The organism is Streptomyces spororaveus (assembly GCF_016755875.1).
GTDB lineage: Bacteria > Actinomycetota > Actinomycetes > Streptomycetales > Streptomycetaceae > Streptomyces > Streptomyces spororaveus.
This window is the reverse complement of record NZ_BNED01000005.1, coordinates 4,651,080-4,676,405: the sequence shown is the minus strand read 5'-3', so window position 1 is coordinate 4,676,405 and position 25,326 is coordinate 4,651,080. Positions and strand designations below refer to the sequence as shown.

The 25,326-nt window shown below is 69.9% G+C and carries 12 protein-coding genes, 1 tRNA gene, 3 rRNA genes and 1 pseudogene; 6 read left to right on the top strand and 11 right to left on the bottom strand.

The window, feature by feature from the left end; genetic code table 11:
• Positions 1–21: 21 nt before the first annotated feature.
• Positions 22–273 (bottom strand): annotated as a pseudogene (locus Sspor_RS41600) (IS110 family transposase); the annotation flags it as partial.
• Between the two features lie 45 nt (positions 274–318).
• A complete protein-coding gene (locus tag Sspor_RS23460) occupies positions 319–1,413 on the bottom strand; it encodes a hypothetical protein (RefSeq protein WP_202200884.1) in 1,095 nt (364 codons plus the stop codon).
• Between the two features lie 298 nt (positions 1,414–1,711).
• Between Sspor_RS23460 and Sspor_RS23455 the strand changes: the two genes are divergently transcribed.
• Positions 1,712–1,830: transfer RNA gene (locus Sspor_RS23455), tRNA-Gly, on the top strand.
• A 289-nt stretch (positions 1,831–2,119) separates the two neighbouring features.
• Positions 2,120–2,554, top strand: coding sequence for a hypothetical protein (locus Sspor_RS23450; RefSeq protein WP_202200883.1), 435 nt, complete (start codon positions 2,120–2,122; stop codon positions 2,552–2,554).
• Between the two features lie 275 nt (positions 2,555–2,829).
• Here the strand turns inward: Sspor_RS23450 and rrf are convergent.
• The 4 genes from rrf to Sspor_RS23430 form a co-directional block, all read right to left on the bottom strand.
• A 5S ribosomal RNA gene (gene rrf, locus Sspor_RS23445) occupies positions 2,830–2,946 on the bottom strand.
• A gap of 78 nt (positions 2,947–3,024) precedes the next feature.
• Positions 3,025–6,147 (bottom strand): 23S ribosomal RNA (locus tag Sspor_RS23440).
• Between the two features lie 282 nt (positions 6,148–6,429).
• Positions 6,430–7,954 (bottom strand): 16S ribosomal RNA (locus Sspor_RS23435).
• The 16S, 23S and 5S rRNA genes sit together here, the layout of an rRNA operon.
• Before the next feature lie 561 nt (positions 7,955–8,515).
• Positions 8,516–9,052: a MarR family winged helix-turn-helix transcriptional regulator gene (locus tag Sspor_RS23430; RefSeq protein ID WP_030292304.1), complete on the bottom strand. Its 537-nt coding sequence runs from the start codon at positions 9,050–9,052 to the stop codon at positions 8,516–8,518.
• Positions 9,053–9,177: 125 nt separating this feature from the next.
• On the opposite strand from Sspor_RS23430, the gene Sspor_RS23425 reads away from it, so the two are divergent.
• A complete protein-coding gene (locus Sspor_RS23425) occupies positions 9,178–10,473 on the top strand; it encodes an MFS transporter (protein ID WP_202203812.1) in 1,296 nt (431 codons plus the stop codon).
• A 98-nt stretch (positions 10,474–10,571) separates the two neighbouring features.
• Here the strand turns inward: Sspor_RS23425 and Sspor_RS23420 are convergent, their stop codons facing one another.
• Together Sspor_RS23420 and Sspor_RS23415 are read right to left on the bottom strand one after the other, a co-directional pair.
• On the bottom strand, positions 10,572–12,431 hold the full coding sequence (locus tag Sspor_RS23420; protein WP_202203811.1) for an ATP-binding SpoIIE family protein phosphatase: 1,860 nt from the start codon (positions 12,429–12,431) through the stop codon (positions 10,572–10,574).
• Between the two features lie 135 nt (positions 12,432–12,566).
• Entirely contained in the window at positions 12,567–13,985 is a 1,419-nt protein-coding gene (locus tag Sspor_RS23415; RefSeq protein WP_202200882.1) for an NAD(P)/FAD-dependent oxidoreductase, read from the bottom strand.
• Between the two features lie 338 nt (positions 13,986–14,323).
• Between Sspor_RS23415 and Sspor_RS23410 the strand changes: the two genes are divergently transcribed.
• Both Sspor_RS23410 and Sspor_RS23405 read left to right on the top strand, forming a co-directional pair.
• Positions 14,324–15,097 (top strand): TetR/AcrR family transcriptional regulator, encoded by a 774-nt coding sequence (locus Sspor_RS23410; protein ID WP_202200881.1) that lies wholly within the window; start codon positions 14,324–14,326, stop codon positions 15,095–15,097.
• 148 nt (positions 15,098–15,245) lie between these two features.
• Complete coding sequence (locus Sspor_RS23405) at positions 15,246–17,240, top strand: sigma-70 family RNA polymerase sigma factor (protein ID WP_202200880.1); 1,995 nt, start codon at positions 15,246–15,248, stop codon at positions 17,238–17,240.
• Here Sspor_RS23405 and Sspor_RS23400 read toward each other — a convergent pair.
• Together Sspor_RS23400 and Sspor_RS23395 are read right to left on the bottom strand one after the other, a co-directional pair.
• Positions 17,227–20,562, bottom strand: coding sequence for an ATP-binding protein (locus Sspor_RS23400; RefSeq protein WP_202200879.1), 3,336 nt, complete (start codon positions 20,560–20,562; stop codon positions 17,227–17,229). The genes Sspor_RS23405 and Sspor_RS23400 overlap by 14 nt on opposite strands.
• A gap of 49 nt (positions 20,563–20,611) precedes the next feature.
• Positions 20,612–21,118 (bottom strand): MarR family winged helix-turn-helix transcriptional regulator, encoded by a 507-nt coding sequence (locus tag Sspor_RS23395; RefSeq protein WP_202200878.1) that lies wholly within the window; start codon positions 21,116–21,118, stop codon positions 20,612–20,614.
• A gap of 142 nt (positions 21,119–21,260) precedes the next feature.
• Here Sspor_RS23395 and Sspor_RS23390 point away from each other — a divergent pair, with 142 nt between their 5' ends.
• Entirely contained in the window at positions 21,261–22,553 is a 1,293-nt protein-coding gene (locus Sspor_RS23390; protein ID WP_202200877.1) for an MFS transporter, read from the top strand.
• Between the two features lie 24 nt (positions 22,554–22,577).
• On the opposite strand, the gene Sspor_RS23385 is transcribed toward Sspor_RS23390, so the two are convergent.
• Positions 22,578–24,791 (bottom strand): asparagine synthase-related protein, encoded by a 2,214-nt coding sequence (locus tag Sspor_RS23385; RefSeq protein WP_237403989.1) that lies wholly within the window; start codon positions 24,789–24,791, stop codon positions 22,578–22,580.
• Positions 24,792–25,326: the final 535 nt, after the last annotated feature.

The following is a 25,326-nucleotide window of genomic DNA, read 5'->3' as shown; positions in this document are numbered from 1 at the left end:
AGGCGGTGCCTGCCTGCCCGTGGCGTCTACCTGTGCGCGGGCCGTACGGCGACCGCTTGGGCCGGGTCGGTGTCGGCGGGCAGCGGCCGCTGCACGGGCGCGTCGGTGCGGATGATGTCCGCGAGCACCAGGGCGTCACCCGGGTCCGACCTCTTGCGGCTGACTCCGTGCCGGTCGCGGTAGCGGGAGACAGCCATCGGGTTGCACCACGTAGATCTGCCGGGGGCTCTGCCGCAGCGTGGCGACCAGTAAGCCGCGGCTGGTCTCGATGGCCGCCGCACGGCGCTGTTCGACCAGTACCGGCAGCCTGTCGGTCCACTAGAGGAAGCCGGTCCGCCTGTGCTGCGTGAGGTTCTCGGTGATCTCGTGTAGCCACGGGGTGCGGACGGCGGGCAGCCGGGCCAGGGTTCGGTGGAAGACTTCCCAGTCGATCCGGAACACGTCATGGACATTCGGCGTGGGCGGGTCGTCGCGAAGGACGCCGTCGGGCATTGGACCCGATGCGGGGACGGGCAGCTGCGGCTCGGGGAAGGCCAGCCGGAGCCACACCCCGAACGGCAAGGGAACCAAGTACGCCGGAGCGGCCGGGGTCCATGCCTTCCCGGTCTGTGGGTGGGAAGGCACGAGCAGGATGTCCGCGTCAGCGTCGAGGGGCGGCCGTCCCGGTCCGGCCAGGACCGCGCGCCGCGTCGGCCTGCCGGCCGGCAGCAGGGCGTCGAGCGCGCGTTGGAACATCCTCGAGGCCAAGCCGTCCTGAACGGCTACCGGCTGGCCTTCCGAGGCCACCAGGAGGTGGGCGAACGCCTGCCCGGCTGCCGCCACCCACTGGGGACTCCAGTGCCACCGGTCGCCCGCCCGAAACGGCTCTCCCCACGAGGCGATCGGCTCGGACGGCGGCACGCCGGCCCCCTCCGCGAGCAGCTCTGTCCAGGACGACGGCCCGGCGTCGGCTCCTTCGACGGGAAAGCGGCATACGGCGTTCGGGGCGAGCCACACGGCCTGCCAGAGCGAGCAGTCGTCGATCCTGCTCGCCACGAGAAGACCGCATGCGGCGCAGGCCATGTTGGGGCCGTCACCCCCGTCGAAGCCGCAGCAGGCGCCGCCGCGCTTCTCCGGGATCAGCACAGTGCCGCGGGTGTCTCCCGGTGCGACAACGACCGCGCCGGCCGCGCCTTCGGACAGGGCCTGAGCCGGCGCGTAGATGCCGCGGGCAGCCGCCTCGTCCGGATCGATCACCTGCCGCCTTCGCCAAGGCGCCCAGGGCTCCCGTTCCACGGCGAACGTCCCTGATTCCATGAGCACCGGGAGCTGAAGCCCGTTCCCGTACTTCTGACGGGCGTGTGCCGGCATGGCGACCTCGGACAAAGGGGCGGTCAGCTCGGCGCCACACCGCACACAGACGAAAACGAACAAACGTCCTCCGCTCAGGAAACACGGGCATCGTCGCAGCTCCGTGGCAGACCGGCCAACGTGCTTTTCCATCCGCTGTGGGGCCGAAGCACAGGCACGACGCCGAGCATCACCGTTCGAATCCTCAGTAGGCTCTGGCGCCACCCGAAGTGGCGAACATCTGCGGCCCGGTCTCGGGCTCTGGCACAACTTCTGTGGACCCATGGCAGTGGTCTCCGGCTTCCCGGATAAGGATTCGTCCGCAGCGATCGGTGTGTCTACCCTGAGTCGCAGCGGGAGTGCGCGCATTCCCGCAGGTTGCAGTGCCGTGGCAGAGCGGCCCAATGCGATCGACGTGGGCGAGGTCCCTCCCACGGCGACTGACGGAGACGGAGCGGACCTGCTCCCATCTGTCCGCGGGTTCAAATCCCGTCGGCACTGCAGCCGACCTCGACTTGGTCCAGCGCACGGACCTGCCGCATCGCACCAGGTCCACAGAAGTTGTGCCAGAGCCCGGTCTCGTGGACAAAGCCAGCCGCTGCCGCAAAAGAGGTGCCACTCACCTGCGTCCAGGCCTGGCGTGACGGCGTCGAGCTCCGCCTCCGCCCGTCGGTTGCCGGGCAAGGCGCAAGCACCCAGACCCTGTTGCCGCCTCGGCGGCCTCTGCGCGCTGGTGGCTGGGACTTCTCCGGCCGATCGTGGTGGTGGGGCCGTCGGGGATGATGCGCGGGTGAGCATCATCGTGAAGTTCTTCGTGGCGCCGGACGACACGTCAGCGAGCCTGACCCTGCGGACCGGGCCGGGACGGGCATTCGAGTCGCTCTCCTTCGGCAACTTCGATCCCGAAGAGGCGGTGATCGAGTGGGAATGCCTCCTCGTCGGCAGCAGCTTCGAGGAACTGGCCGAAGCCGGTGAGCCTCGCATCGTCGCCGGCCAGGACAATGACGGGTGCGTCGTCTTCGCGATATCGGCTCGTCTGTCCGCTGCACTCGCGGAGGCCGGACACGCCAGGTTGCGTGGCGTCGCTGCCTCGTGGGCTCAGCTGCGTGCGGAGGACGGAGAGGTCATCGACACGGAGGTCGCGGACGCGATCGTGGGTGACCTGGCCGCCCTCGTCAGCAGCGCCCGGCGCCAGAACCAGGGCGTCTACTGCTGGGTCGCGTAGGAGTTCGTGTTCGGAGCCGGACGGCGGCGGACGTCTCGGTGGCGGCGGCGGTGCCAAGGCAGACGTAGCCGCGCCTGTCGTAGCGAGTCGCGGCCGCCCGGGACTGCTTGAGGCGGCGGATCTGCCGAACGAAGCCGGATCGCCGTCCACCGCGTGCGCCCTTGCGCATCCGGGCAAACGAGGCCGCTGGTGCGTGCCCGTCCTGTCGTCCTCAAACGGGCCGTGAACGCAGAAAAGCCCCGCACCATAAGGTGCGGGGCTTTCCCACAATGATTGTTCGGCGGCGTCCTACTCTCCCACAGGGTCCCCCCTGCAGTACCATCGGCGCTGAAAGGCTTAGCTTCCGGGTTCGGAATGTAACCGGGCGTTTCCCTAACGCTATGACCACCGAAACACTATGAAATTTGAACACGCTGGCATGGACACAGCTGTTCGTTATTTCAGAACTAACACAGTGGACGCGAGCAACTGAGGACAAGCTCTCGGCCTATTAGTACCAGTCAGCTTCACCCGTTACCGGGCTTCCACATCTGGCCTATCAACCCAGTCGTCTACTGGGAGCCTTACCCTCTCAAGGAGGTGGGAATACTCATCTTGAAGCAGGCTTCCCGCTTAGATGCTTTCAGCGGTTATCCCTCCCGAACGTAGCCAACCAGCCATGCCCTTGGCAGGACAACTGGCACACCAGAGGTTCGTCCGTCCCGGTCCTCTCGTACTAGGGACAGCCCTTCTCAATATTCCTACGCGCACAGCGGATAGGGACCGAACTGTCTCACGACGTTCTAAACCCAGCTCGCGTACCGCTTTAATGGGCGAACAGCCCAACCCTTGGGACCGACTCCAGCCCCAGGATGCGACGAGCCGACATCGAGGTGCCAAACCATCCCGTCGATATGGACTCTTGGGGAAGATCAGCCTGTTATCCCCGGGGTACCTTTTATCCGTTGAGCGACGGCGCTTCCACAAGCCACCGCCGGATCACTAGTCCCGACTTTCGTCCCTGCTCGACCCGTCGGTCTCACAGTCAAGCTCCCTTGTGCACTTACACTCAACACCTGATTGCCAACCAGGCTGAGGGAACCTTTGGGCGCCTCCGTTACCCTTTGGGAGGCAACCGCCCCAGTTAAACTACCCATCAGACACTGTCCCTGATCCGGATCACGGACCGAGGTTAGACATCCAGCACGACCAGAGTGGTATTTCAACGGCGACTCCACAACCACTGGCGTGGCTGCTTCAAAGTCTCCCACCTATCCTACACAAGCCGAACCGAACACCAATATCAAACTGTAGTAAAGGTCCCGGGGTCTTTCCGTCCTGCTGCGCGAAACGAGCATCTTTACTCGTAGTGCAATTTCACCGGGCCTATGGTTGAGACAGTCGAGAAGTCGTTACGCCATTCGTGCAGGTCGGAACTTACCCGACAAGGAATTTCGCTACCTTAGGATGGTTATAGTTACCACCGCCGTTTACTGGCGCTTAAGTTCTCAGCTTCGCAACCCCGAAAGGTCACTAACCGGTCCCCTTAACGTTCCAGCACCGGGCAGGCGTCAGTCCGTATACATCGCCTTACGGCTTCGCACGGACCTGTGTTTTTAGTAAACAGTCGCTTCTCGCTGGTCTCTGCGGCCACCCCCAGCTCACGGAGCAAGTCCGATCACCAGTGATGGCCCCCCTTCTCCCGAAGTTACGGGGGCATTTTGCCGAGTTCCTTAACCATAGTTCACCCGAACGCCTCGGTATTCTCTACCTGACCACCTGAGTCGGTTTAGGGTACGGGCCGCCATGAAACTCGCTAGAGGCTTTTCTCGACAGCATAGGATCATCCACTTCACCACAATCGGCTCGGCATCAGGTCTCAGCCTTAATGAGGGACGGATTTGCCTACCCCTCGGCCTACACCCTTACCCCGGGACTACCACCGCCCGGGCTGGACTACCTTCCTGCGTCACCCCATCGCTTACCTACTACAAGTCTGGTTCGTCGGCTCCACCACTTTCCTTTCCCCGAAGGGTCCGGAACGGCTTCACGGACTTAGCATCGCCTGATTCGATATTGGGCGTTTCAAAGCGGGTACCGGAATATCAACCGGTTGTCCATCGACTACGCCTGTCGGCCTCGCCTTAGGTCCCGACTTACCCTGGGCAGATCAGCTTGACCCAGGAACCCTTAGTCAATCGGCGCACACGTTTCTCACGTGTGTATCGCTACTCATGCCTGCATTCTCACTCGTGAACCGTCCACAACTAGCTTCCGCTGCTGCTTCACCCGGCACACGACGCTCCCCTACCCATCACAGCGGGCGTTGGCCCTATTGCTGCAATGACACGACTTCGGCGGTACGCTTGAGCCCCGCTACATTGTCGGCGCGGAATCACTTGACCAGTGAGCTATTACGCACTCTTTCAAGGGTGGCTGCTTCTAAGCCAACCTCCTGGTTGTCTCTGCGACTCCACATCCTTTCCCACTTAGCGTACGCTTAGGGGCCTTAGTCGATGCTCTGGGCTGTTTCCCTCTCGACCATGGAGCTTATCCCCCACAGTCTCACTGCCGTGCTCTCACTTACCGGCATTCGGAGTTTGGCTAAGGTCAGTAACCCGGTAGGGCCCATCGCCTATCCAGTGCTCTACCTCCGGCAAGAAACACACGACGCTGCACCTAAATGCATTTCGGGGAGAACCAGCTATCACGGAGTTTGATTGGCCTTTCACCCCTAACCACAGGTCATCCCCCAGGTTTTCAACCCTGGTGGGTTCGGTCCTCCACGAAGTCTTACCTCCGCTTCAACCTGCCCATGGCTAGATCACTCCGCTTCGGGTCTAGAGCGTGCAACTCAATCGCCCTATTCGGACTCGCTTTCGCTACGGCTTCCCCACACGGGTTAACCTCGCTACACACCGCTAACTCGCAGGCTCATTCTTCAAAAGGCACGCAGTCACGACCGTTGTTCCGAAGAACAACGGCGACGCTCCCACGGCTTGTAGGCACACGGTTTCAGGTACTATTTCACTCCGCTCCCGCGGTACTTTTCACCATTCCCTCACGGTACTATCCGCTATCGGTCACCAGGGAATATTTAGGCTTAGCGGGTGGTCCCGCCAGATTCACACGGGATTTCTCGGGCCCCGTGCTACTTGGGAGATTCTTAAGCAAGCCGCTGATGTTTCGTCTACGGGGGTCTTACCCTCTACGCCGGACCTTTCGCATGTCCTTCGACTACATCAACGGTTTCTGACTCGCCGACCGGCCGGCAGACCGATCAAAAGAATTCCCACAACCCCGCATGCGCAACCCCTGCCGGGTATCACACGCATACGGTTTGGCCTCATCCGGTTTCGCTCGCCACTACTCCCGGAATCACGGTTGTTTTCTCTTCCTGAGGGTACTGAGATGTTTCACTTCCCCTCGTTCCCTCCACACTGCCTATGTGTTCAGCAGTGGGTGACAGCCCATGACGACTGCCGGGTTTCCCCATTCGGACACCCCCGGATCAAAGCTCAGTTGGCAGCTCCCCGGGGCCTATCGCGGCCTCTCACGTCCTTCATCGGTTCCTGGTGCCAAGGCATCCACCGTGCGCCCTTAAAAACTTGGCCACAGATGCTCGCGTCCACTGTGTAGTTCTCAAACAACGACCAGCCACCCATCACCCCACCAGACAAGCTGGCGAGTTCACTGGGGCCGGCACTGAAGACATGACCTTACGGCCGTACCTTCAGGACCCAACAACGTGCCAGGCACGATCCCGTCCACTTCACTGTGTTCCACGCCGAAGCAGTACTTACAGAGAGTTTCAGAAACCGTGCCAACTAATCAACGTTCCACCCATGAGCTGACCGTGCAGAACGTTTGTCTGCAATCGGTACTGTGCTCCTTAGAAAGGAGGTGATCCAGCCGCACCTTCCGGTACGGCTACCTTGTTACGACTTCGTCCCAATCGCCAGTCCCACCTTCGACAGCTCCCTCCCTTACGGGTTGGGCCACCGGCTTCGGGTGTTACCGACTTTCGTGACGTGACGGGCGGTGTGTACAAGGCCCGGGAACGTATTCACCGCAGCAATGCTGATCTGCGATTACTAGCGACTCCGACTTCATGGGGTCGAGTTGCAGACCCCAATCCGAACTGAGACCGGCTTTTTGAGATTCGCTCCACCTCACGGTATCGCAGCTCATTGTACCGGCCATTGTAGCACGTGTGCAGCCCAAGACATAAGGGGCATGATGACTTGACGTCGTCCCCACCTTCCTCCGAGTTGACCCCGGCGGTCTCCTGTGAGTCCCCATCACCCCGAAGGGCATGCTGGCAACACAGGACAAGGGTTGCGCTCGTTGCGGGACTTAACCCAACATCTCACGACACGAGCTGACGACAGCCATGCACCACCTGTATACCGACCACAAGGGGGGCACTATCTCTAATGCTTTCCGGTATATGTCAAGCCTTGGTAAGGTTCTTCGCGTTGCGTCGAATTAAGCCACATGCTCCGCCGCTTGTGCGGGCCCCCGTCAATTCCTTTGAGTTTTAGCCTTGCGGCCGTACTCCCCAGGCGGGGAACTTAATGCGTTAGCTGCGGCACCGACGACGTGGAATGTCGCCAACACCTAGTTCCCAACGTTTACGGCGTGGACTACCAGGGTATCTAATCCTGTTCGCTCCCCACGCTTTCGCTCCTCAGCGTCAGTAATGGCCCAGAGATCCGCCTTCGCCACCGGTGTTCCTCCTGATATCTGCGCATTTCACCGCTACACCAGGAATTCCGATCTCCCCTACCACACTCTAGCTAGCCCGTATCGAATGCAGACCCGAGGTTAAGCCTCGGGCTTTCACATCCGACGTGACAAGCCGCCTACGAGCTCTTTACGCCCAATAATTCCGGACAACGCTTGCGCCCTACGTATTACCGCGGCTGCTGGCACGTAGTTAGCCGGCGCTTCTTCTGCAGGTACCGTCACTTTCGCTTCTTCCCTGCTGAAAGAGGTTTACAACCCGAAGGCCGTCATCCCTCACGCGGCGTCGCTGCATCAGGCTTTCGCCCATTGTGCAATATTCCCCACTGCTGCCTCCCGTAGGAGTCTGGGCCGTGTCTCAGTCCCAGTGTGGCCGGTCGCCCTCTCAGGCCGGCTACCCGTCGTCGCCTTGGTGGGCCATTACCCCACCAACAAGCTGATAGGCCGCGGGCTCATCCTTCACCGCCGGAGCTTTCAACCCCCGCCCATGCAGGCAGGAGTGGTATCCGGTATTAGACCCCGTTTCCAGGGCTTGTCCCAGAGTGAAGGGCAGATTGCCCACGTGTTACTCACCCGTTCGCCACTAATCCACCCCGAAGGGCTTCATCGTTCGACTTGCATGTGTTAAGCACGCCGCCAGCGTTCGTCCTGAGCCAGGATCAAACTCTCCATGAATGTTTACCCGTAATCGGGTGCACACATCACTTAGAGCGGGCGCATCATGTCGGAATATGACCGACGCGCCACAACGTCCTCGCTGTGTTGTTGCCTGCAAGTGCACCGGCGAACCGGAGCCTTACAGGTCTTTTTCAAAGGAACCTCATCCACCGAAGTGGACGGGGTATCAACTTCTGGCGTTGATTTTTGGCACGCTGTTGAGTTCTCAAGGAACGGACGCTTCCTTTGTACTCACCCTCGCGGGCTTTCCTCCGGGCTTTCGTTCTGTTCTTGCGTTTCCGACTCTATCAGATCCTTTCGGGCCTGACCCCCAGTCAGCGGGGCTTGTCTTCCGGGCTGTTGAGCCCTTCCGACTCCTGAACTCTAGTGGATTTCCCCGGCGATTCATAATCGGCCTTCGGAAATGAATTCGGGCACGCCGAATTCGTTCCCAGTGGGAGATCGTGCTGAGTTGAGTGCCGCAACGAGGCGGCGGGATTCGTTGTCGCCACAACCTTCCGGCTCTGGGACAACTCGAAGAACCTTACGGATCCGTGGGGCTCGTGTCAACCCCGGCGGTCAGCTGGGTGACTGGAGGTCTTCCACGCGATCCAGCAGGCGGGTGAGCATGTCGCCCAGCACCCCGCGTTCCGCGGTGGAGAGGTCCTGGAGGAGGTCCTCCTCGAAGACCGTGGCCGCCCGCATCGCGTCCAGCCACTTGCTGCGGCCCTCGTCCGTGAGCTCCACGATCACGCGGACCCGGTTCGACTCGTCCCGCTCGCGGGTGACCAGGCCCTCCGCCGTCATGCGGTCGATCCGGTGGGTCATCGCCGCCGGCGTGAGGCCCAGCTGCTTCGCCAGTTCGCTCGGGCCCATCCGGTAGGGCGCGCCGGAGATGACGAGTGCCTTGAGGACCTCCCATTCCGCGTTGCTGATGCCCAGGGCCGCCGTCTGGCGGCCGTACGCGACGTTCATGCGGCGGTTCAGGCGGCTCAGTGCCGAGACGACCTTCTCGACCTGGGGGTCCAGGTCCTGGAACTCGCGCTGATAGACGGCGATCTGTTCGTCGAGGCTCGGCTCGTGGACGGGCGCAGTGCCGTCGGGGGTGTCACCCATGGGTCGAAGTATCGCACGAGCTCGTTGGCGTCTAACTCCTTCGATGTGTACTGTTAAGGCTTGAAGTTTAGGTATGAAGTCTTCAGGCTTCAGGTCTCAAAGGCAGGTGAGAAGTGACCAAGGTGATGGGCGCTGCGATGCGGCGGATCCAGGCCGGGAACGCGCTGACCGCGTTCGGCATCGGTTTCACGGTTCCGTTCCTCTACATCTATGTGGCGCAGGTGCGAGATCTGGGTTCCATGGCCGCCACGAGCGCGTTCGTGGCCTTCGCCCTGGGCGCTCTCGTCGCGCTGCCCTTCACCGGCCGGGTCATCGACCGACGTGGTCCGGTGCCCGTGGTCATCGGGGCGGCCGTCACCGCCTCGGCCGGTGCGCTCTCGCTCGGGCTCTCCACCGGCATCGTGCCCATCCTGCTGTCGGCGCTGGCGCTCGGCGCCGGTCAGGCCGTGATGCAGCCGGCACTGGCCACGATGATCGTGTGGTGCTCCACGCCGTCCACCCGGACCCGTGCCTTCGCCCTGCAGTTCTTCATGCAGAACCTGGGGCTGGGCATCGGCGGTCTCATCGGCGGCCAGATCGTCGACGAGAACCGGCCCGGCAGTTTCACGCTGCTGTTCGGCATCGAGGCCGTGATGTTCCTGGTGCTGGCCGCCGTCATCCTCAACGTACGGCTGCCGCACGTGCCGGCCATCAAGGACGCCATGCCGAAGGACCCGTCCCAGGCGGGTGGCAGCGGCTGGAAGCGGCTGCTCCGGCACAAGGCCATGGTGCAGCTGTGCGTGCTGGGCTTCGTGGTGTTCTTCGCCTGCTACGGACAGTTCGAGTCGGGGCTGGCCGCCTTCGGTACCGAGGCCGCCGGGATCTCCCCCTCCACCCTCGGCTTCGCGCTCGCGGCCAACACCGGTGCGATCGTCGTCGCGCAGTTCGTCGTACTCAAGCTGGTCGAGAAGCGCCGCCGGTCGCGGGTCATCGCGCTCGTCGGGCTGATCTGGACCGTGGCCTGGCTCATCGCCGGGTTCTCGGGTCTGGGGCACGGCAGCGCCATGATGGCGGCCGCCGCGTTCATCGCCACATACGCGCTCTTCGGTATCGGCGAGGCCATGCTGTCGCCGACTCTGGCGCCGCTGGTGGCCGATCTGGCGCCCGAGGGTTCGGTGGGCCAGTACAACTCGGCGTTCGCGCTGGTCAAGCAGATGGCGCTGGCGCTGGGGCCGCTCGGGGTGCCGCTCGGTGCCGGGGTTCCCATGCTCTACATCGGGGTCTTCGTGCTCGTGTCGCTCGGGATCGCCGCTCTCGCGCTGCGGCTCGGCAGGCGGCTGAGCCCGGTGCAGGACAACCCGTGGGTGGCGAGCAGGGTCGTGGCGCAGGGCGGTCCGGCCGTCGTGGCCAAGGAGACCGTCGTGGAGCCCGTCCACGCGTGAGCGTCGTGTGAGCGGATGTGGCGTGCGTATATACGTACGGACGTACGGATGTGCGGAAGGCCCCGGTCCGGGTGGATCGGGGCCTTCCGCGTGTTCGGCTACTTGTCCGGCAGGGCGAACTCGCACCAGACGGCCTTCCCGCCGCCCGGGGTGCGGCGGGAACCCCAGGAGGAGGCGATGGTCGCGATGATCGAGATGCCGCGGCCGGTCTCGTCGGCCGGTTCGGCGCGGCGTCGGCGCGGGAGGTGGTCGTCCCCGTCGGTGACCTCGATGATCAGCCGGCGGTCGGTACGGCGCAGCCGCAGGCTCATGGGCGGGGTGCCGTGCTGGAGGGAGTTCGCGACGAGCTCGCTGGCGGCCAGCACTCCGAGGTCGCAGAGCTCGACGGGGAACCGCCAGGAGGCGAGGACGCCCTGGGCGAAGGCGCGGGCGCGCGGAGCGGCCTCGATGCCGCCGAGGAGTTCCAGGGCGGCGTTGTGGAAGAGCTCGGCGTCCGATCCGGTGCGGGCCGGCTGCTGGAGGACCATCACGGCGACGTCGTCGTCGTGGTCGGCGTCCACGCCGAGGGCGCGCATCAGCCGGTCGCAGATGACGGCCGGGGTGCCCTGTGCGCCGGAGAGGGCGCGTTCGAGGGCGGCGACGCCCTCGTCGATGTCCTCGCCGCGGCGTTCGACCAGGCCGTCGGTGTAGAGGACGGCGGTGGAGCCGGGGCCCAGGGCGATGGTGCCCGAGGTGTGGAGCCAACCGCCGGTGCCGAGCGGTGGGCCGGTGGGGTCGGCGGCTCTGCGTACGGTGCCGTCCTCATCGCGGACCAGGATCGGGAGGTGGCCGGCGGAAGCGTACGCGAGCAGGCCCTCGTTGGGGTCGTGGACCGCGTACACACAGGTGGCGATCTGGCTGGCGTCGATCTCGGCGGCGAGGCCGTCGAGGAGCTGGAGCACCTCGTGCGGGGGCAGGTCGAGGCGGGCGTAGGCGCGGACGGCGGTGCGCAGCTGGCCCATGACGGCGGCGGCGCGCACGCCGCGGCCCATGACGTCTCCGATGACGAGGGCGGTGCGGCCGGCGCCGAGGGTGATGACGTCGTACCAGTCGCCGCCGACGGCGGCCTCGGTGCCGCCGGGCTGGTAGGTGGCGGCGACGCGCAGGTCGTCGGGCTGTTCCAGCTCCTGGGGGAGGAGGGAGCGCTGGAGGGTGACGGCGGCCTCGCGCTGGCGGCGTTCGCTGGCGCGGAGCCGCTCGACGGCCTCGGCGTGGTCGGTGACGTCGGCGAGGTGGATCAGGACGCCGGTGCGGTGGGCCTCCGCCTCGTGCCCGCTGCCGGATCCGGATCCGGCTTCGGCAGTGGTGCCGGTCTCGGTTCCGGGGGCGGCCTCGGGGAACTCGACGGGGGTGCAGGTGACCGTGTACGAGCTGCCGCCGCCCGGTGCGGTGCGGTTCTTGGCGGTACGGGACTTGCCGCTGCGCTGGACCTGGTCGAGGAGCGGGAGGAGGCCGAGCTCGCCGAGTTCGGGGAGGGCCTCGTGGGCGGGGGCGCCGGGGGCGCGGGCGCCGAAGCCGGCGGTGTAGGCGTCGTTGACGTAGGCGAGGCGGTGCTCGGGGCCGTGGACGAGGGCCACCAGGGCCGGGAGCCGGCCCAGGACCTCGCGTGCGGAGAGCTCGTCGAGGGAGGGAGCGGCGGTGAGGACGCCCGTCCGCCGGGACGTCGGCGTGGACGGTGACGGGGGCGTGCCGGTGCCACAGTCTCCGGCGCCACTCCCGGTACCGGTACCGGAGACCGTGGGGTCGGCGGGCCGGCCGTCGGCGGGCGTGGACCGCTCGGCTCCGGGGTCGGCGCGGCCGCCGCGGGCTGCCGGGACCGCGCCTTCACCTCGCTTGGCCTGGGCGGCGGCGTGTTCGGACCGGGCGGCGGCGCGGCGCTGCGTTCCGGGGAACCGGGCGCTCCAGCGCGTGAAGTTCACTGCGTTCAAGCCTCGTGGTGTCGCGAGTGGTCGCTGTGTCGCTCATGGGCGGTCGCTGACTGGACGATGTCACTCTGTGCAGGGGTGAGCGCACCTATGGTCACACGTCCAGTGTGGCCGACCGCACTGACAACGTCAGCCCTGGCCGTTCTGCGGGGGGTTGGGGGCGGGGGGCGGGGGAGGGGGCTTGAGGCCGCCGCCTGCGGCCAGTTCGAATTCTGCCCTGGGGTGTTCGAGGGAACCCAGGGAGACGATCTCACGCTTGAAGAGGCCGGCGAGGGTCCATTCGGCGAGGACGCGCATTTTGCGGTTGAAGCTGGGGACGCGGCTGAGGTGGTAGGCGCGGTGCATGAACCAGGCCGGGTAGGCCTTGAGCTTGCGGCCGTAGATGTGGGCGACGCCCCGGTGCAGGCCGAGCGAGGCGACGGAGCCCGCGTACTTGTGGGCGTACTCGGTCAGGACCTCGTCGCGGAGGGCGGCGAGGAGGTTGTCGGCGAGGACTTTGGCCTGGCGGACGGCGTGCTGGGCGTTGGGGGCGCATTCGCGGCCCTTCTCGGCCGCGGTGATGTCGGGGACGGCGGCGGCGTCGCCCGCGGCCCAGGCGTGTTCGACTCCTTCGACGGTGAGGAAGGAGGTGCAGGCCAGGCGGCCGCGTTCGTTCTTGGGGAGGTCGGAGGCGGCCAGGATCGGGTGCGGTTTGACGCCTGCGGTCCACACGATGGTGCGGGTGGGGAAGCGGGCGCCGTCGCTGAGGACGGCGACGCGGTTCTCGCAGGATTCGAGCCGCGTCTCCAGGCGTACGTCGATGTTGCGCCGGCGCAGTTCCCGGACCGTGTAGACGCCCATCTGGGGGCCGACCTCGGGGAGGATCCGGTCGCTGGCCTCGACGAGGACCCACTTCATGTCCTCGGGCTTGATGTTGTGGTAGTACCGCGAGGCGTAGCGAGCCATGTCCTCCAGCTCGCCGAGGGCTTCGACGCCCGCGAAGCCGCCGCCGACGAAGACGAAGGTGAGGGCGGCGTCGCGGAGGGCGGGATCCCGGGTGGAGGAGGCGATGTCCATCTGTTCGATGACGTGGTTGCGCAGCCCGATGGCCTCTTCGACCGTCTTGAATCCGATGCCGTAGTCGGCGAGTCCGGGGACGGGGAGGGTGCGGGAGATCGAGCCCGGGGCGAGGACGAGTTCGTCGTACTCCATCTCGACGGGGCCGGATCCCTCGTCGGCGGTGGCGAGGGTGCTGACGGTCACGGTCCGTCTGGCGTGGTCGATGCGCTGGGCCTCGCCGATGACGATGCGGCACTTGCCGAGGACGCGGCGCAGCGGGACGACGACGTGGCGGGGCGAGATCGCGCCCGCGGCCGCTTCGGGGAGGAAGGGCTGGTACGTCATGTAGGGCTCGGCGCTGACCACCGTGACCTCGGCTTCGCCGGCTCTCAGCTTTCGCTGGAGGCGGAGCGCCGTATACATGCCGACGTAGCCGCCGCCGACGATCAGGATGCGCGTACGGGGCGGGGTACCGGGGGCCGTGCCCCGGGAGTTAGCAGCCTTCACCATCCCATGACGCAACGTGGCCGGGAGTTTGTCCACAGGCCCGGCAAATTGTGTGACCGGAGTGAGTGTTGGGGCGGGGTGGAAGGGGAGCTCCGCTTGTGGCGAAAATCTGCAGGTCAGAGCATGCGGAATGCGGGATTCCGGAGGCACGGAACGGAAAAGTGGGGGTGAATGCTCCGATCGGGCGGTGCTCCGTCCGGGGCTGCCTCTTCTGAATTGACTCTGGCTCAACTATGTTCGTATCTCGTCGAGGAGTAGGACCGGGCCTGAGACCGTGGCCCCCTCGACGTGAAGGCGGGGAGTGTCTCCGGGGGGAGACAAATGATTACCGGGGGATACATATGAACATTTCCGATTTCCATGGTTCTGCGACCGCGCTCTCGGTCGAGAGCAACGGGCGCGCCATCGCGGGCGGCACCACGCACGCGGTAGGCCGGTCCACGCCGCTGCGCGTCGACGCCCAGCGCAACCTGGAGCACGTTCTGCGGGCGGCCCGTGAGGTCTTCGGCGAACTGGGCTACGGGGCTCCGATGGAGGACGTGGCGCGCCGCGCCCGGGTCGGTGTCGGCACCGTGTACCGGCGTTTCCCGAGCAAGGACGTCCTCGTGCGGCGCATAGCCGAGGAGGAGACCGCGCGGCTGACCGAGCAGGCCAAGGCCGCGCTGGGCCAGGAGGAGGAGCCGTGGCAGGCGCTGTCGCGCTTCCTGCGCACCTCCGTGGCCTCGGGCGCGGGACGGCTGCTGCCGCCGCAGGTCCTCCGGGTCGGCGGGACCGTCGAGGACGAGGCCGAGGAGGCGGAGGCCGCTCGGGTTCCGCAGCAGCGGCAGGCCGTTCCGGCCGCCGGGGCTCCGGACCTGCGGGTCGTGGGCCATCGCGGCTCCGCCGACAACGAGCCCTCGGACGACGCGGGTGCGGGTGCGCTGCTGGAGGTCGTCGGCCGGCTGGTGCACCGGGCGCGGGAGGCCGGTGAGCTGCGTGCCGATGTCACCGTGGCCGATGTACTGCTGGTGATAGCGACGGCGGCGCCCGCGCTGCCCGACCCGGCGCAGCAGGCGGCGGCCTCGACGCGGCTGCTCGACATCCTGCTCGAAGGGCTGCGGTCCCGGACGGTGTGATCCCGGCGGGCCGGTGAGCGTCCGGTGGGGCGATTCGCCGGAATGTGCCCGGACGGGTGGATGGTGCGCAGAGGGGTCCGGTGCCCGTCCCCCGTGTGACACGCTTGGCCGGTGTACCGGTTGAGTGTGTCGTGCGGGAGCCTCCGCGATGAGCGTTGACGGTCGGGAAGAGCCACGCGGTGGCGGCGGCAGCGAGGTGGAGGCGGGCAGTCTGCCCGCACGACAGGTGCCGGCGCAGCGCGACCCGGGCGGGCGGCACGCACGCCCCTCGGGCTCTTCCGGGCCCGGAGTCTTCGGAGGCTCCGGTGGTGAGCAGCCGCCGTCCGACGGGGACTTGATCGCCCGGATGCGGGGCGGTGACGACGGTGCGTACGAGGCTCTGTTCCGTCGGCACGCCGATGCCGTGCGCCGCTACGCGCGATCCTGCTGCCGGGACGGACACACCGCCGACGACCTGACCGCCGAGGTGTTCGCGCGGACCCTGCAGGCGGTACGCGGCGGGGCCGGACCGGACCAGTCGGTGCGGGCCTACCTGCTGACCACCGTGCGCAGGGTCGCCGCGGCCTGGGCGAAGACCGCCAAGCGCGAGCAACTCGTCGAGGACTTCGCCGTCTTCGCCGAGCAGGCCTCCACGGGGACGGAGGGCGGAGCCGGGCTGTCCGGGGACGACACGCTCGAACTGGGCGCGGACGTGCGGGCGATGCACGAGGCCGAGCAGTCGCTGGCCATGCAGGCCTTCCGCAGCCTTCCCGAGCGGTGGCAGGCCGTGCTGTGGCACACCACCGTCGAGGAGGCGTCGCCGAGTGCGATCGCGCCGCTGTTCGGGCTGAGCGCCAACGCGACCGCCGTACTGGCCAGTCGGGCCCGGGAAGGTCTCAAACAGGCCTATCTGCAGGCCCATGTGAGTTCGGCCCTGGGTGAGGGCGGCGACTGCGCGCGGTACGCGGACCGGCTGGGCGCCTATGCCCGGGGCGGGCTGCGGATGCGGGCGGAGCGGGGGCTGCGCAAGCACCTGGAGGAGTGCGTGAAGTGCCGGCTGGCCGCCGGCGAGCTCCAGGACGTCAACGCGGGCATTCCGGCGCTGCTTCCGGTTGCGGTCATCGGGTGGTTCGCCGCCGGGTACGCGGGCAAGGCCGCCGGGGTACTGGCCGGCGGGGCCGTCGCCGCGGGCGGGGCCGGGGCCGCGGCCGCGGTCGGCGGGTCGACCGCGGGAGCCGGGACCGCCGGGGCCGCGGGTGGCACCGCCGGTGCCGGTGCCGGTGGTGGGGCCGCGGGGGCGGGCAGCGGGTCCGGGGGTTCCGTGGCCGCCGAGGGGCTCGGGCTGCCGGCCAAGGCCGCCATCGCCGCCGGGATCGCCGTGGCCGCTGCCGCCGGGGTGGTGTTCGCGCTGTCCGGCGACGACACCGAGCCGCGGGTCCGGGCGAAGCCCGCGCCCAGTGTGGCGGCGCCGGCCGTGCCGTCGGTGCCGAAGGCTCCCGCCCCGTCCTCGTCCCCGGCCCCGGCCGAGCCGGATCCGCCCGCGCAGGAGCCGCCGGCGGCGCAGGGCTCCGTAGCGCCGCGGCCCGGACCGACGCCCTCGGCGGCGGCTTCCGCCGCGCCCGCGCCCTCCTCGTCCCCGTCGCCCTCCCCCAGCCGGGAGAAGCCCACGCCCACGCCTCCGCCGAAGCCGACAGCGACACCGGCACCCACTCCGCCGCCGAAGCCGCCGCAGGGGTTCCAGCTGGCCGGGCTCCCCCAGTCGGTCTACGGGGACCACAGGGGCCCGGAGCTGCAGACCTGGCGCAGCGGCTGGGTGTGGCAGCGCCGCGGGCTGGAGGTGGGCGGCCGGCGCTTCGCCCACGGCATCACCGTGAACTCGCGCTCCTCGGTGGAGATCACCCTCAACCGGCAGTGCACGAGCTTCTCGGCGCGGGCGGGGGTGGACGGCCTGTCCCTGTTCACGGACGGCTCGGTGCGGTTCTCCGTGTACGCCGACGGGGAGCGGGTGTGGCAGTCCGCCGTCCTCGGGCACGAGGACCCGCCCGCGGCGGTGCAGGTCTCCCTCGCGGGGCGCAAGACGTTGCGCCTGGTGGTCGAGAAGGCCGGGCCGGGCAGCCTGCCGACCCTGGCGAGCTGGGCCGACGCCGTGCTCAGCTGCCGCTGAACGCCGTGGTCAGCGTCGCGGCGAACGCGGCCGGGGCAAGGGCGGCGCCGGCCTCCTCCTCCCGGCTGTAGCGGTCCGGGCCGAGCAGGGCGCGGGTCCGCTCCGGGAGCCCGTCCACGGCACCGCTCTCCGGAACCGAGCGCGGATGGCCCGCGCGCCAGGCGGTGGCGGCCGCGAGGGCCCGTACGGCTTCGGCCGGCCGGTCGGCGTCGGCCAGCAGCAGCGCCGCCGACTCGGCCATGCCGGCCAGGACGCGCTCGGCGCACCGGGCGTCGACGGCGGCGGCGAGGGCGGGCCCGATCCTGGCCAGACCGGCCACCGGGCCCTGTTCGCGGCCGGTGAGGACGGCGTCGACGGTGGCGAGCCCGGCGGTGAGCTGGGCGGGCACGGTGAACCGTTCGGCTTCGGCGTGGGCCCGGTCGCACTCCTCACGCGCCCGGGCGGCGTCACCGCGCTGGAGGGCGACGAGTGCGGAGAGGAGCCGGGCGAAGGTGCTGACGTCGTACACCCCGCCGTACCGGTCGGACTCCTTGCCGGCCTCCGCCAGCAGCCGCTCGGCGTCGTCGAGGTCCCCCGCGCAGTAGGCGGTCTCGGCGATCCGGGCGATCGCGAAGGGTGCCTCGACGCTGGCCCCGACCTCGCGGGCGAGGCGCAGGCACTCCTCGTACTCGACGCGGGCCTCGGCGTACCGGCCGCGCGAGAGGGCGACCTCCCCGGCGGCGCTCGCCACCTGGGCGCGGGTCCAGCGGTCGCCGACGCGATGGGCGATCCCGTGCAGCTCGGCGAGGTCTGCGTCGACATCGGCGAGGCCGCCGGTGACGTCGATGCCGACGTGGGCTCGGAGCATGAGGACGATGCCGAGTTCCCATTCCCCCGCGTGGACACGGCAGTTGGCGACGGCCCGGTCGAGGTCGGCGTGGAAGTCGAGGGAGGTGCCGGTGAGGAAGGTCGTCGCGGGCCAGAGCATCCCGGGGAAGCGGGTGGTCTCCGGTGAGCCGCGCCGGAAGGTCTCCTTGATGCGGGCGGCGAGGTCGCGGTAGCCGGAGGTGCGGAACTTCTCGGCGGAGTTGCTCTCCGCGAGCAGGAACATGTCGAGGACGAGCAGGCGCATGAAGCGCCAGTACTCGGGGGTGCCCTCCGGGGGGACCTCGGGTGTGAGCCCGAGGGTCCGGGTGGTCCACTCGGCGCCCTCGGCGCGGTAGTTGCGCAGCCACCAGAACCAGCCGAGGGCGAAGACGAGGCGCTGGCCGGCCTCGGTGTCGGCGGACTCGACGACGGTGCTGTGGAGGGCGGCCCGGAGGTTGTCGAGCTCGGTCTCGACGCGCCGGATCCACGGGAGCTGGGCGGCGGAGCGGATCAGGGGCTCGGCTTCCTCGGCGAAGGCGAGGTAGTGGGCGGCGTGGCGGCGGGCGGTGGCCCGGGCGTCCGCGGGGTGGGCGGCGGCGCGCTCGGCGGCGTACTCGTGGATGGTTTCGAGCATGCGGTAGCGCATGCCGTGGTCGGCGGGGACGCCGCGATCGCCGCGATCGCCGTGACCCGGACCCTGTCCCGGTTCGGCCAGGACCAGGGACTTGTCGACGAGGGAGCCGAGGACGTCGGCGGCGTCGTACGGCGTGTCGTGGGCGGGGTCGGCGCAGACGGCTTCGGCGGCGGCGAGGTCGCAGCCGCCCGCGAAGACGGACAGGCGGCGCAGGACGGTTCGCTCGGCCTCGTCGAGGAGCTCCCACGACCAGTCGACCACGGCGCGCAGGGTCTGCTGGCGGGGCAGGACCGTACGGGCGCCGCTGGTCAGAAGCCGGAAACGGTCGTCGAGGCGGTCGGCGATCTGGCGCGGGGTGAGCAGCCGCAGCCGTGCGGCGGCCAGCTCGATGGCCAGCGGCAGCCCGTCGAGGCGTGCGCAGATCTCGGCCACGGCAGCCGGGTCGTCGTCGGGGCTGAAGCCGGGGCGGACCGAGGCACCGCGGTCGGCGAACAGCCGGTGGGCGGGGTCGGGCGGCAGGGGCTCGACCGGGCGGACCGTCTCCCCCGGGACGCCGAGGGGTTCGCGGCTGGTGGCCAGGATCCGTACGCCGGGGCAGTGCGTGAGCAGCCGCTCGGCGAGCTCGGCGGCGGCGCCGATGACGTGCTCGCAGTTGTCGAGGACGAGCAGCAGGCTGCGGTGGGCGCAGTGCTCCACGAGGCGGGTGGTGGGGTCGGCGGCGGCCGGGGCCGGGGTCTCGCGGGCGACGAGGGAGCTCTCGCGCAGGCCGAGGGCGCTGAGGACGGCGCCGGGAACGGCGGCGGGCTGGTCCAGGCGGGCGAGCTCGACGATCCAGCCGGCTTCGGGGTGGGCCGCGGCGGCGTGTTCGGCAAGGCGGGTCTTGCCCGAACCACCGGGACCGGTGAGGGTGACGAGGCGCAGGCGGCCCAGATCGGCGCGGAGGGCGGCCAGTTCGGGTTCGCGGCCGACGAAGGAGGTCAGGCGGGGGCGGAGGTTCCCGCGGGGAGCCTCGGGGGGACCACCGGGACCACCGGGACCACCGGGATCCTCGGCGACCTCGGCGGAGTCGGAGCCGACGGGCCGGGACTGCGGGGACTGCGGCCGCGGCTGCGGCCGGAGGAGTTCCGCGTGCAGGGCGGCGAGTTCGGGGCCCGGGTCGGTACCGAGGCCGTCGGCGAGGGTGCGGCGCGTGCGCTCGTAGGCGGCGAGGGCCTCGGCGGGGCGGCCGGCGGCGCGCAGGGCGCGGAGCTGCTGCGCGCGGAGGCTTTCGTCGTACGGGAACTCGTGTACCAGTGTCTCGATCTCCGGCAGGAGTGCCGCCGGGGCGATGGCGCCCCCGCGCAGGTCCGCCTCGATGCGCTGGCGGAGGGCGCCCGAGCGGCGGGCCTCGGCGACGGCCGCATGGGCGGCGCGGGCGGGCTCGGGCAGGTCGGCGAAGGCGGGTCCGCGCCAGAGCGCGAGAGCGGTGCGCAGGGTGCGGGACGCGGCGGCCGGGTCGGTGGCCAGCTCCTGGCCGCCCTGCACCGCGAGCCGGTCGAACCGGTGCAGGTCGATGTCGTCGCGGGCAGCGGCCAGGAGGTAGCCGCCGGTGGGGGCGGAGTGGACGGCGTCCCGGCCGCCGAGGGCGCGGCGGAGCCGGGCGACGAGGGCCTGGAGGGCGGCCGGGGCGTCCTGGGGCGGGTCGTCACCCCAGACGTCGTCGACGAGTTCGGCGACGGAGGCCGGGCGGCCGGCCCGGAGGGCGAGGGCGGCCAGGAGCGCGCGCAGCCGGGCGCCGCCCAGGGGGAGGGCGGCACCGGTCCCGTCGCGTGCCTCGGTGACTCCGAGGATGAGATACCGCACCGGGCAATTCTGCATGGCCCGTTGGGGTGGCGGCGGCTCCGGCCGGGTCTCAGGTGATCGAGGTGTCCCCGTTGTCCTCCAGGAGCGTGCGCAGGGCCTGGGCGACCGTGGCGCAGGTCGCGGGGTCCAGCGGGGCGAGCAGCTCGGCGTAGCCGCTCAAGTGCTCCGTGATCATCGACTCCGTCAGTGCGAGGCTCCGTTCGGTCAGCCGGATCCGCACCGTACGGCGGTCCTGGCCGTCCCTCACCCGCTCGACCAGGCCCTTGGCCTCCATACGGTCGATGCGGTTGGTGATCGCGCCGGAGGTGACCATGGCGGCCGGGATGAGGGCGCCGGCGGTCAGCGCGTACGGGGGGCCGGAGCGGCAGAGGGTGAAGAGGATGTCGAGCTCGCCCACCTCCAGGTCGTGCTCGGCGGCGAAGGCCTTCAGATGCTTGTCGATGACGCGGTTCATCCGCTGGATGCGGGCCACCACCTCGACCGGCCACAGACCGGCCGCCAGATCCGGGCGCTCCGCCGTCCACTGGCCGACGATCGCGTCCACTGCGTCGCTCATGCGCTGTTCCTCCATCGTTCGCGTCCCTCGCACCCCCGCCAGGATATCTCAACGTTGAGACACTTGACGTTGAGAGGCCTGCGTGTTTTTATCTCAACGTTGAGATTCTGAGCATTGAGATGGATCGGAGCGGGCGCCACCCATGACCACCACCACGGCCACCACCGCCGACATCACGACCACCACCGGCACCACCGGCACCACCGGGACCACCGGCGTTCACCCGAAGCCCGCCCGGCTCCGCGCCGGAACCCGCGCCCGGGGCGGCCCCGTTCCCGTCCTGTGGCTGGCGCTGTTGGCCACGCCCCTGGCCGCCGGGGCCAACGCCCCCGTGCTGATCCTTCCGGACATGGCCCGCTCCCTCGGGGTGAGCACCTCGACCGCCGGCTGGCTCGTCGCCTCCTACGCCTGGGCCATGGCCGTCGGCACCCCCCTGCTGGCCGGACTGCTGCGCCGCCGGGGCCTGCGCGCGGCGCTCCGTCTGGCCGGTGCCCTCCTCGTCGTCGGCACCCTCCTCGTCGCCGCGTCCCCCTGGCTGCCGCTCACCCTCGCCGGGCGGGCCACGCAGGCCGCCGGCGGTGCCGGTCTGGCGGCGGTCGCCATGAGCCTGGCCGGCTCAGCCCGCCGGATGGGTGTGATCAGCGCGGGATTCGGCATCCTCGGCGCGTCCGGCCCGCTGCTCGGCGCCCAGCTCTCGCAGGCCGTCTCGTGGCGGCTCTCGCTCTCCGTATCCGTCATCGCGATCCTCGCGGTACCCGCGGTGAGCCGGTACGCGAAGGCTCCGGCGGCCACCCCGCAGGGCGGGTTCGACGCCCGCGGCGCGGCCCTGCTGACCGCGCTCGCCACCGCACTGGTCCTGCTGCCCCGCACGCCGGCCGCCGCCCTCGGCTCTGCGGTCCTGGCCGCCGCCCTGCTCGCGCTCCACGTACGCCGGCGCCCCGACGGATTCGTCCCGGCCGCGCTGATCCGCAAGCCGCTCTTCCTCGGCTCCGCACTACTCGCGCTCGCACTCTCGGGCTCGTACTTCACCCTGCTGTTCTCCGTACCCCGGCTGCTCACCGACCGGGCGGGCTGGGACGTCGCCACCGCGGGCACCGGTCAGCTCGTGGCGCTGCTCACCGGATCCGCCCTCTCCTGGCTGCTGGCCGCGGCCTCGGCGCGCATGAGCCGGGCCGCCGTCCGCGCGGTGCTGATCGGGGTCGGCGCGGCGGCCGCGGCGATCGCGGTGTTCGCGAGCTGGGGCCCGCTGCTGCTCGTCGCCACCATGGGCGGGGTCTTCGCGGCGACCGGAGCCAACGCCGTGCTGTCGATGCACGCCGCGTCGAGCGCCCCCGACGCCCAGCGCCCCACGGCCATCGGCCTGTTCGCCCTCTGCTACCAGCTGGGCGGGGCCTTCGGCCCGGCGATCGCGACCGCTCTGGTCCTCACCGTCTGAGCCGCATCCGTCGGACCCGGGACGTCAGGACAGCGCCGGGCGGTGCACGGGGACTCCCTCCGGCACCGCCCGGCGCCGTGCCGCGGAGGTACCCGTCCAGCAGGTGCCGCGCCGGGCCAGCAGGCGGCCGAGCCACAGCTCCATCGAGACCAGTTCCGCCAGCCCGTCCAGCGGGACCGGGCGGCCGTCCGCCGCGTCGAGCAGGGCCTGGCGCACGACCCGGGCCTCGATCAGCCCGGCGTCCGCGAGCAGCGGCGACGCGAACAGGTCGAGCAGCCCGCTCAGTGCGGCGCGCAGCCCCAGCCGGGTCGCCGTCTCGTTCGGCACGCGGTCCGTGGCACCCCAGCCCGGCGGGAACTCCCGCACCCCCGCCGAGGACAGGACGCTGCGCAGGATCGCGGCCCGGGCTCCGGGCTGGACCCGCAGGGACTCCGGCAGGGCGCGGGCGGCCCGTACGACCTGGTTGTCCAGGAACGGGGCGTGCAGCCGCTGGCTGCGGACCTCCACGGCCTGCTCGAAGACCCGGTGGTCGGCGGCGTGGCGGGCGAGCAGCGAACGGGCCCGGGCCTCCCCCGGCCGCAGCGACAGCGGCGGGCGGCCGGCCGCGACCGTCAGGCGGATCGATACTTCCGCCAGTGCCTCCCCCGTGAGCCAGCCCGCCGCCGGCCCCGGGCGGGACCAGGTCAGGGCGGCGAGGGAAGCGTCCACCGGGCCGGAGGATCTCTCGGGGACCCCGCCCTCGCGGAGCCGGGCCGCGGCGGCCTCCATGCCCGCGCGGTACGTCGTACGGGCAAGTCTCCGGGCCGCCGAGTACACGGTGAGCGGGACCAGCAGGGACTCCCCGGAGGCTCCGGAGGCGGAGGCCGACCGGGCCAGCGCGGCCACCGGGCGCAGCAGGTGCCGTCGCCGGCGGTCCATCAGGAGGTCGGCCATGCGGGCCGGGTGGGCGTCGAGGACCTGGCGGGCGCCGTGGCCGGTGAAGTGGTCGGCGGAACCGGCGGCCAGCCGCCGCCGCTCGCGGGCGGCGAAGACCAGCGAGGGCCCGGGTTCGTCGGTGAGCGGGCCGTCGAGTTCGGCGTACGGGAGGGCTTCCGCGGCGGCGGCCACCACGACGTGGTGCAGGCGCGGGTCGGCCGCGATGGCCCGGGCCCGTTCGAGTTCGGCCTCGCGCCCCTGCGGGGTGGCCAGGTCGTTGAAGGTGACGGCCAGCAGCCGCGCCCCGGCGGGACTCAGCAGGCTGCCCGGCGCCCCCGGCAGGCCGGCCGCCAGCAGCGCCAGCGTCGCTGAGGCGCTGCCGCCGGAGAGGTCGGCGCCCACCCCGGGGGCCGGGGCGCCCCGGGCGGCACGCCGGTCGGCGGGGCCCATTCCGGGCACGGGGCCGGGATCGTACGGCGGCAGGGTGTCGGGAGCATGCCGCGGAGCCGTGAGCCGGGCGCGCACCGCGTCCACCAAAGCTTCCCGTACGCCCTCCACCGCGCGCTCGGCGTCGGCCTCGGGGGCGGCCACCGCAAGCGAGGCGACCTGCTCGTAGCCGGTGATCTCGCGGGAGCCCTCGCGCAGGATGAGCGCGTGCCCGGGCGGGATGCGCCGGACCCCGGCGTACGGTGTGCCGTCGCCCAGTGCCTCGGGACTGTCCGGGCAGGCCAGCAGGGCGGCGAGGTGGCCGATGTCGAGCTGGGCCTCGATGAGGTCGGCGAGCGGGAGGGCGGCGGTGGCGTAGGCCGTGCCGCTGGCCCAGGGGGTGTAGAAGACGGGCCGGGCGCCCGCGAGGTCGCCGACGACGGTGATGCGGCGGCCGGCCTGGACGACGGCGGTGTAGCTGCCGGACCACTGGGTGAGGTGGCGCAGCGCGCCGCCGCGGGCGGCGTAGAGCGCGCGCCGCAGTTCGGCGTCGGTGGCGCCGCAGCAGCCGAGGACGGCGAGCCGGGTGAAGGGGTCGGCGGGATCGGCGGTGAGCGTGCGGATCTCGTCGGGGCGCCAGTCACCGACGGCCCAGAGAGGGTCGGGGTCTCCCCAGAGGAGCTGCGCGCCGACGGGGTGGACGGTGCGTTCCGCGTCCACGCTCGGGTCGTCCGGATGGGCGGCGTCCGCGAGGCCGCCGTGCAGGGGCGCGCCGCCGTGGCCGTATCCGCCCTGGCCGGAGCCGTGGCCGGAGCCCTGGCCAGGGCCGTGGGCGGAGACCCTTCCGGCCGTGCCGAAGCTCGCGGCGATACTGCTCCAACCCACCAACCAGCGCACCGCCGCCTCCCCAGCCCGTGGGCACATGACCGGGGCACAGACAGCACGGACAGCGCTGAGGGCGCGACCGCGGGACCCCGGGTGGCTCGGGGTCCATGCTGCCACGGGACAGGCGTGCGAGAGTGGTTAAAGGGGGCGCACAAGCAAACGAACACGCCCCGGCAACTCGGTATTTGACGTTCCGTTCCCACCGCCCCATAGGTCGCTTTCAGCCATTCTTCGACCGCCGGAAGAGCCCTCACGGGCCGCCGGCTCCCGGCGCGGGGGCGCGGTCCGGGAGGCGGAAGCCACCCCCCGGACCGTTCCGCCACCCGCGGGGATTGAGGTAGCGGCATCCCCCGACCCGCCCGGTCAGGCAGCGGGTCGACCCACGCACCGCACATCGAATCGCCGGGTCCGGGGACCGGCCAGAGCGCACGGGCGGGCGCACGGCCACACGGACGGAGCACGCGATGACACGTGCGCCCCGGCTCCGGGTCCGGGGCGGACTGTGCAAACGGACAACAATCCCGCCATACGGAAGTAAGGGCCTTAA

Bases quoted from the DNA above. Each gene is read 5' to 3' on its own strand.
- Sspor_RS23395 (WP_202200878.1), bottom strand. From the start codon at position 21,118: ATGAGCGACGCAGTGGACGCGATCGTCGGCCAGTGGACGGCGGAGCGC.
- Sspor_RS23405 (WP_202200880.1), top strand. From the start codon at position 15,246: ATGAGCGTTGACGGTCGGGAAGAGCCACGCGGTGGCGGCGGCAGCGAG.
- Sspor_RS23430 (WP_030292304.1), bottom strand. From the start codon at position 9,052: ATGGGTGACACCCCCGACGGCACTGCGCCCGTCCACGAGCCGAGCCTC.
- Sspor_RS23390 (WP_202200877.1), top strand. From the start codon at position 21,261: ATGACCACCACCACGGCCACCACCGCCGACATCACGACCACCACCGGC.
- Sspor_RS23425 (WP_202203812.1), top strand. From the start codon at position 9,178: ATGGGCGCTGCGATGCGGCGGATCCAGGCCGGGAACGCGCTGACCGCG.
- Sspor_RS23410 (WP_202200881.1), top strand. From the start codon at position 14,324: ATGAACATTTCCGATTTCCATGGTTCTGCGACCGCGCTCTCGGTCGAG.
- Sspor_RS23415 (WP_202200882.1), bottom strand. From the start codon at position 13,985: ATGGTGAAGGCTGCTAACTCCCGGGGCACGGCCCCCGGTACCCCGCCC.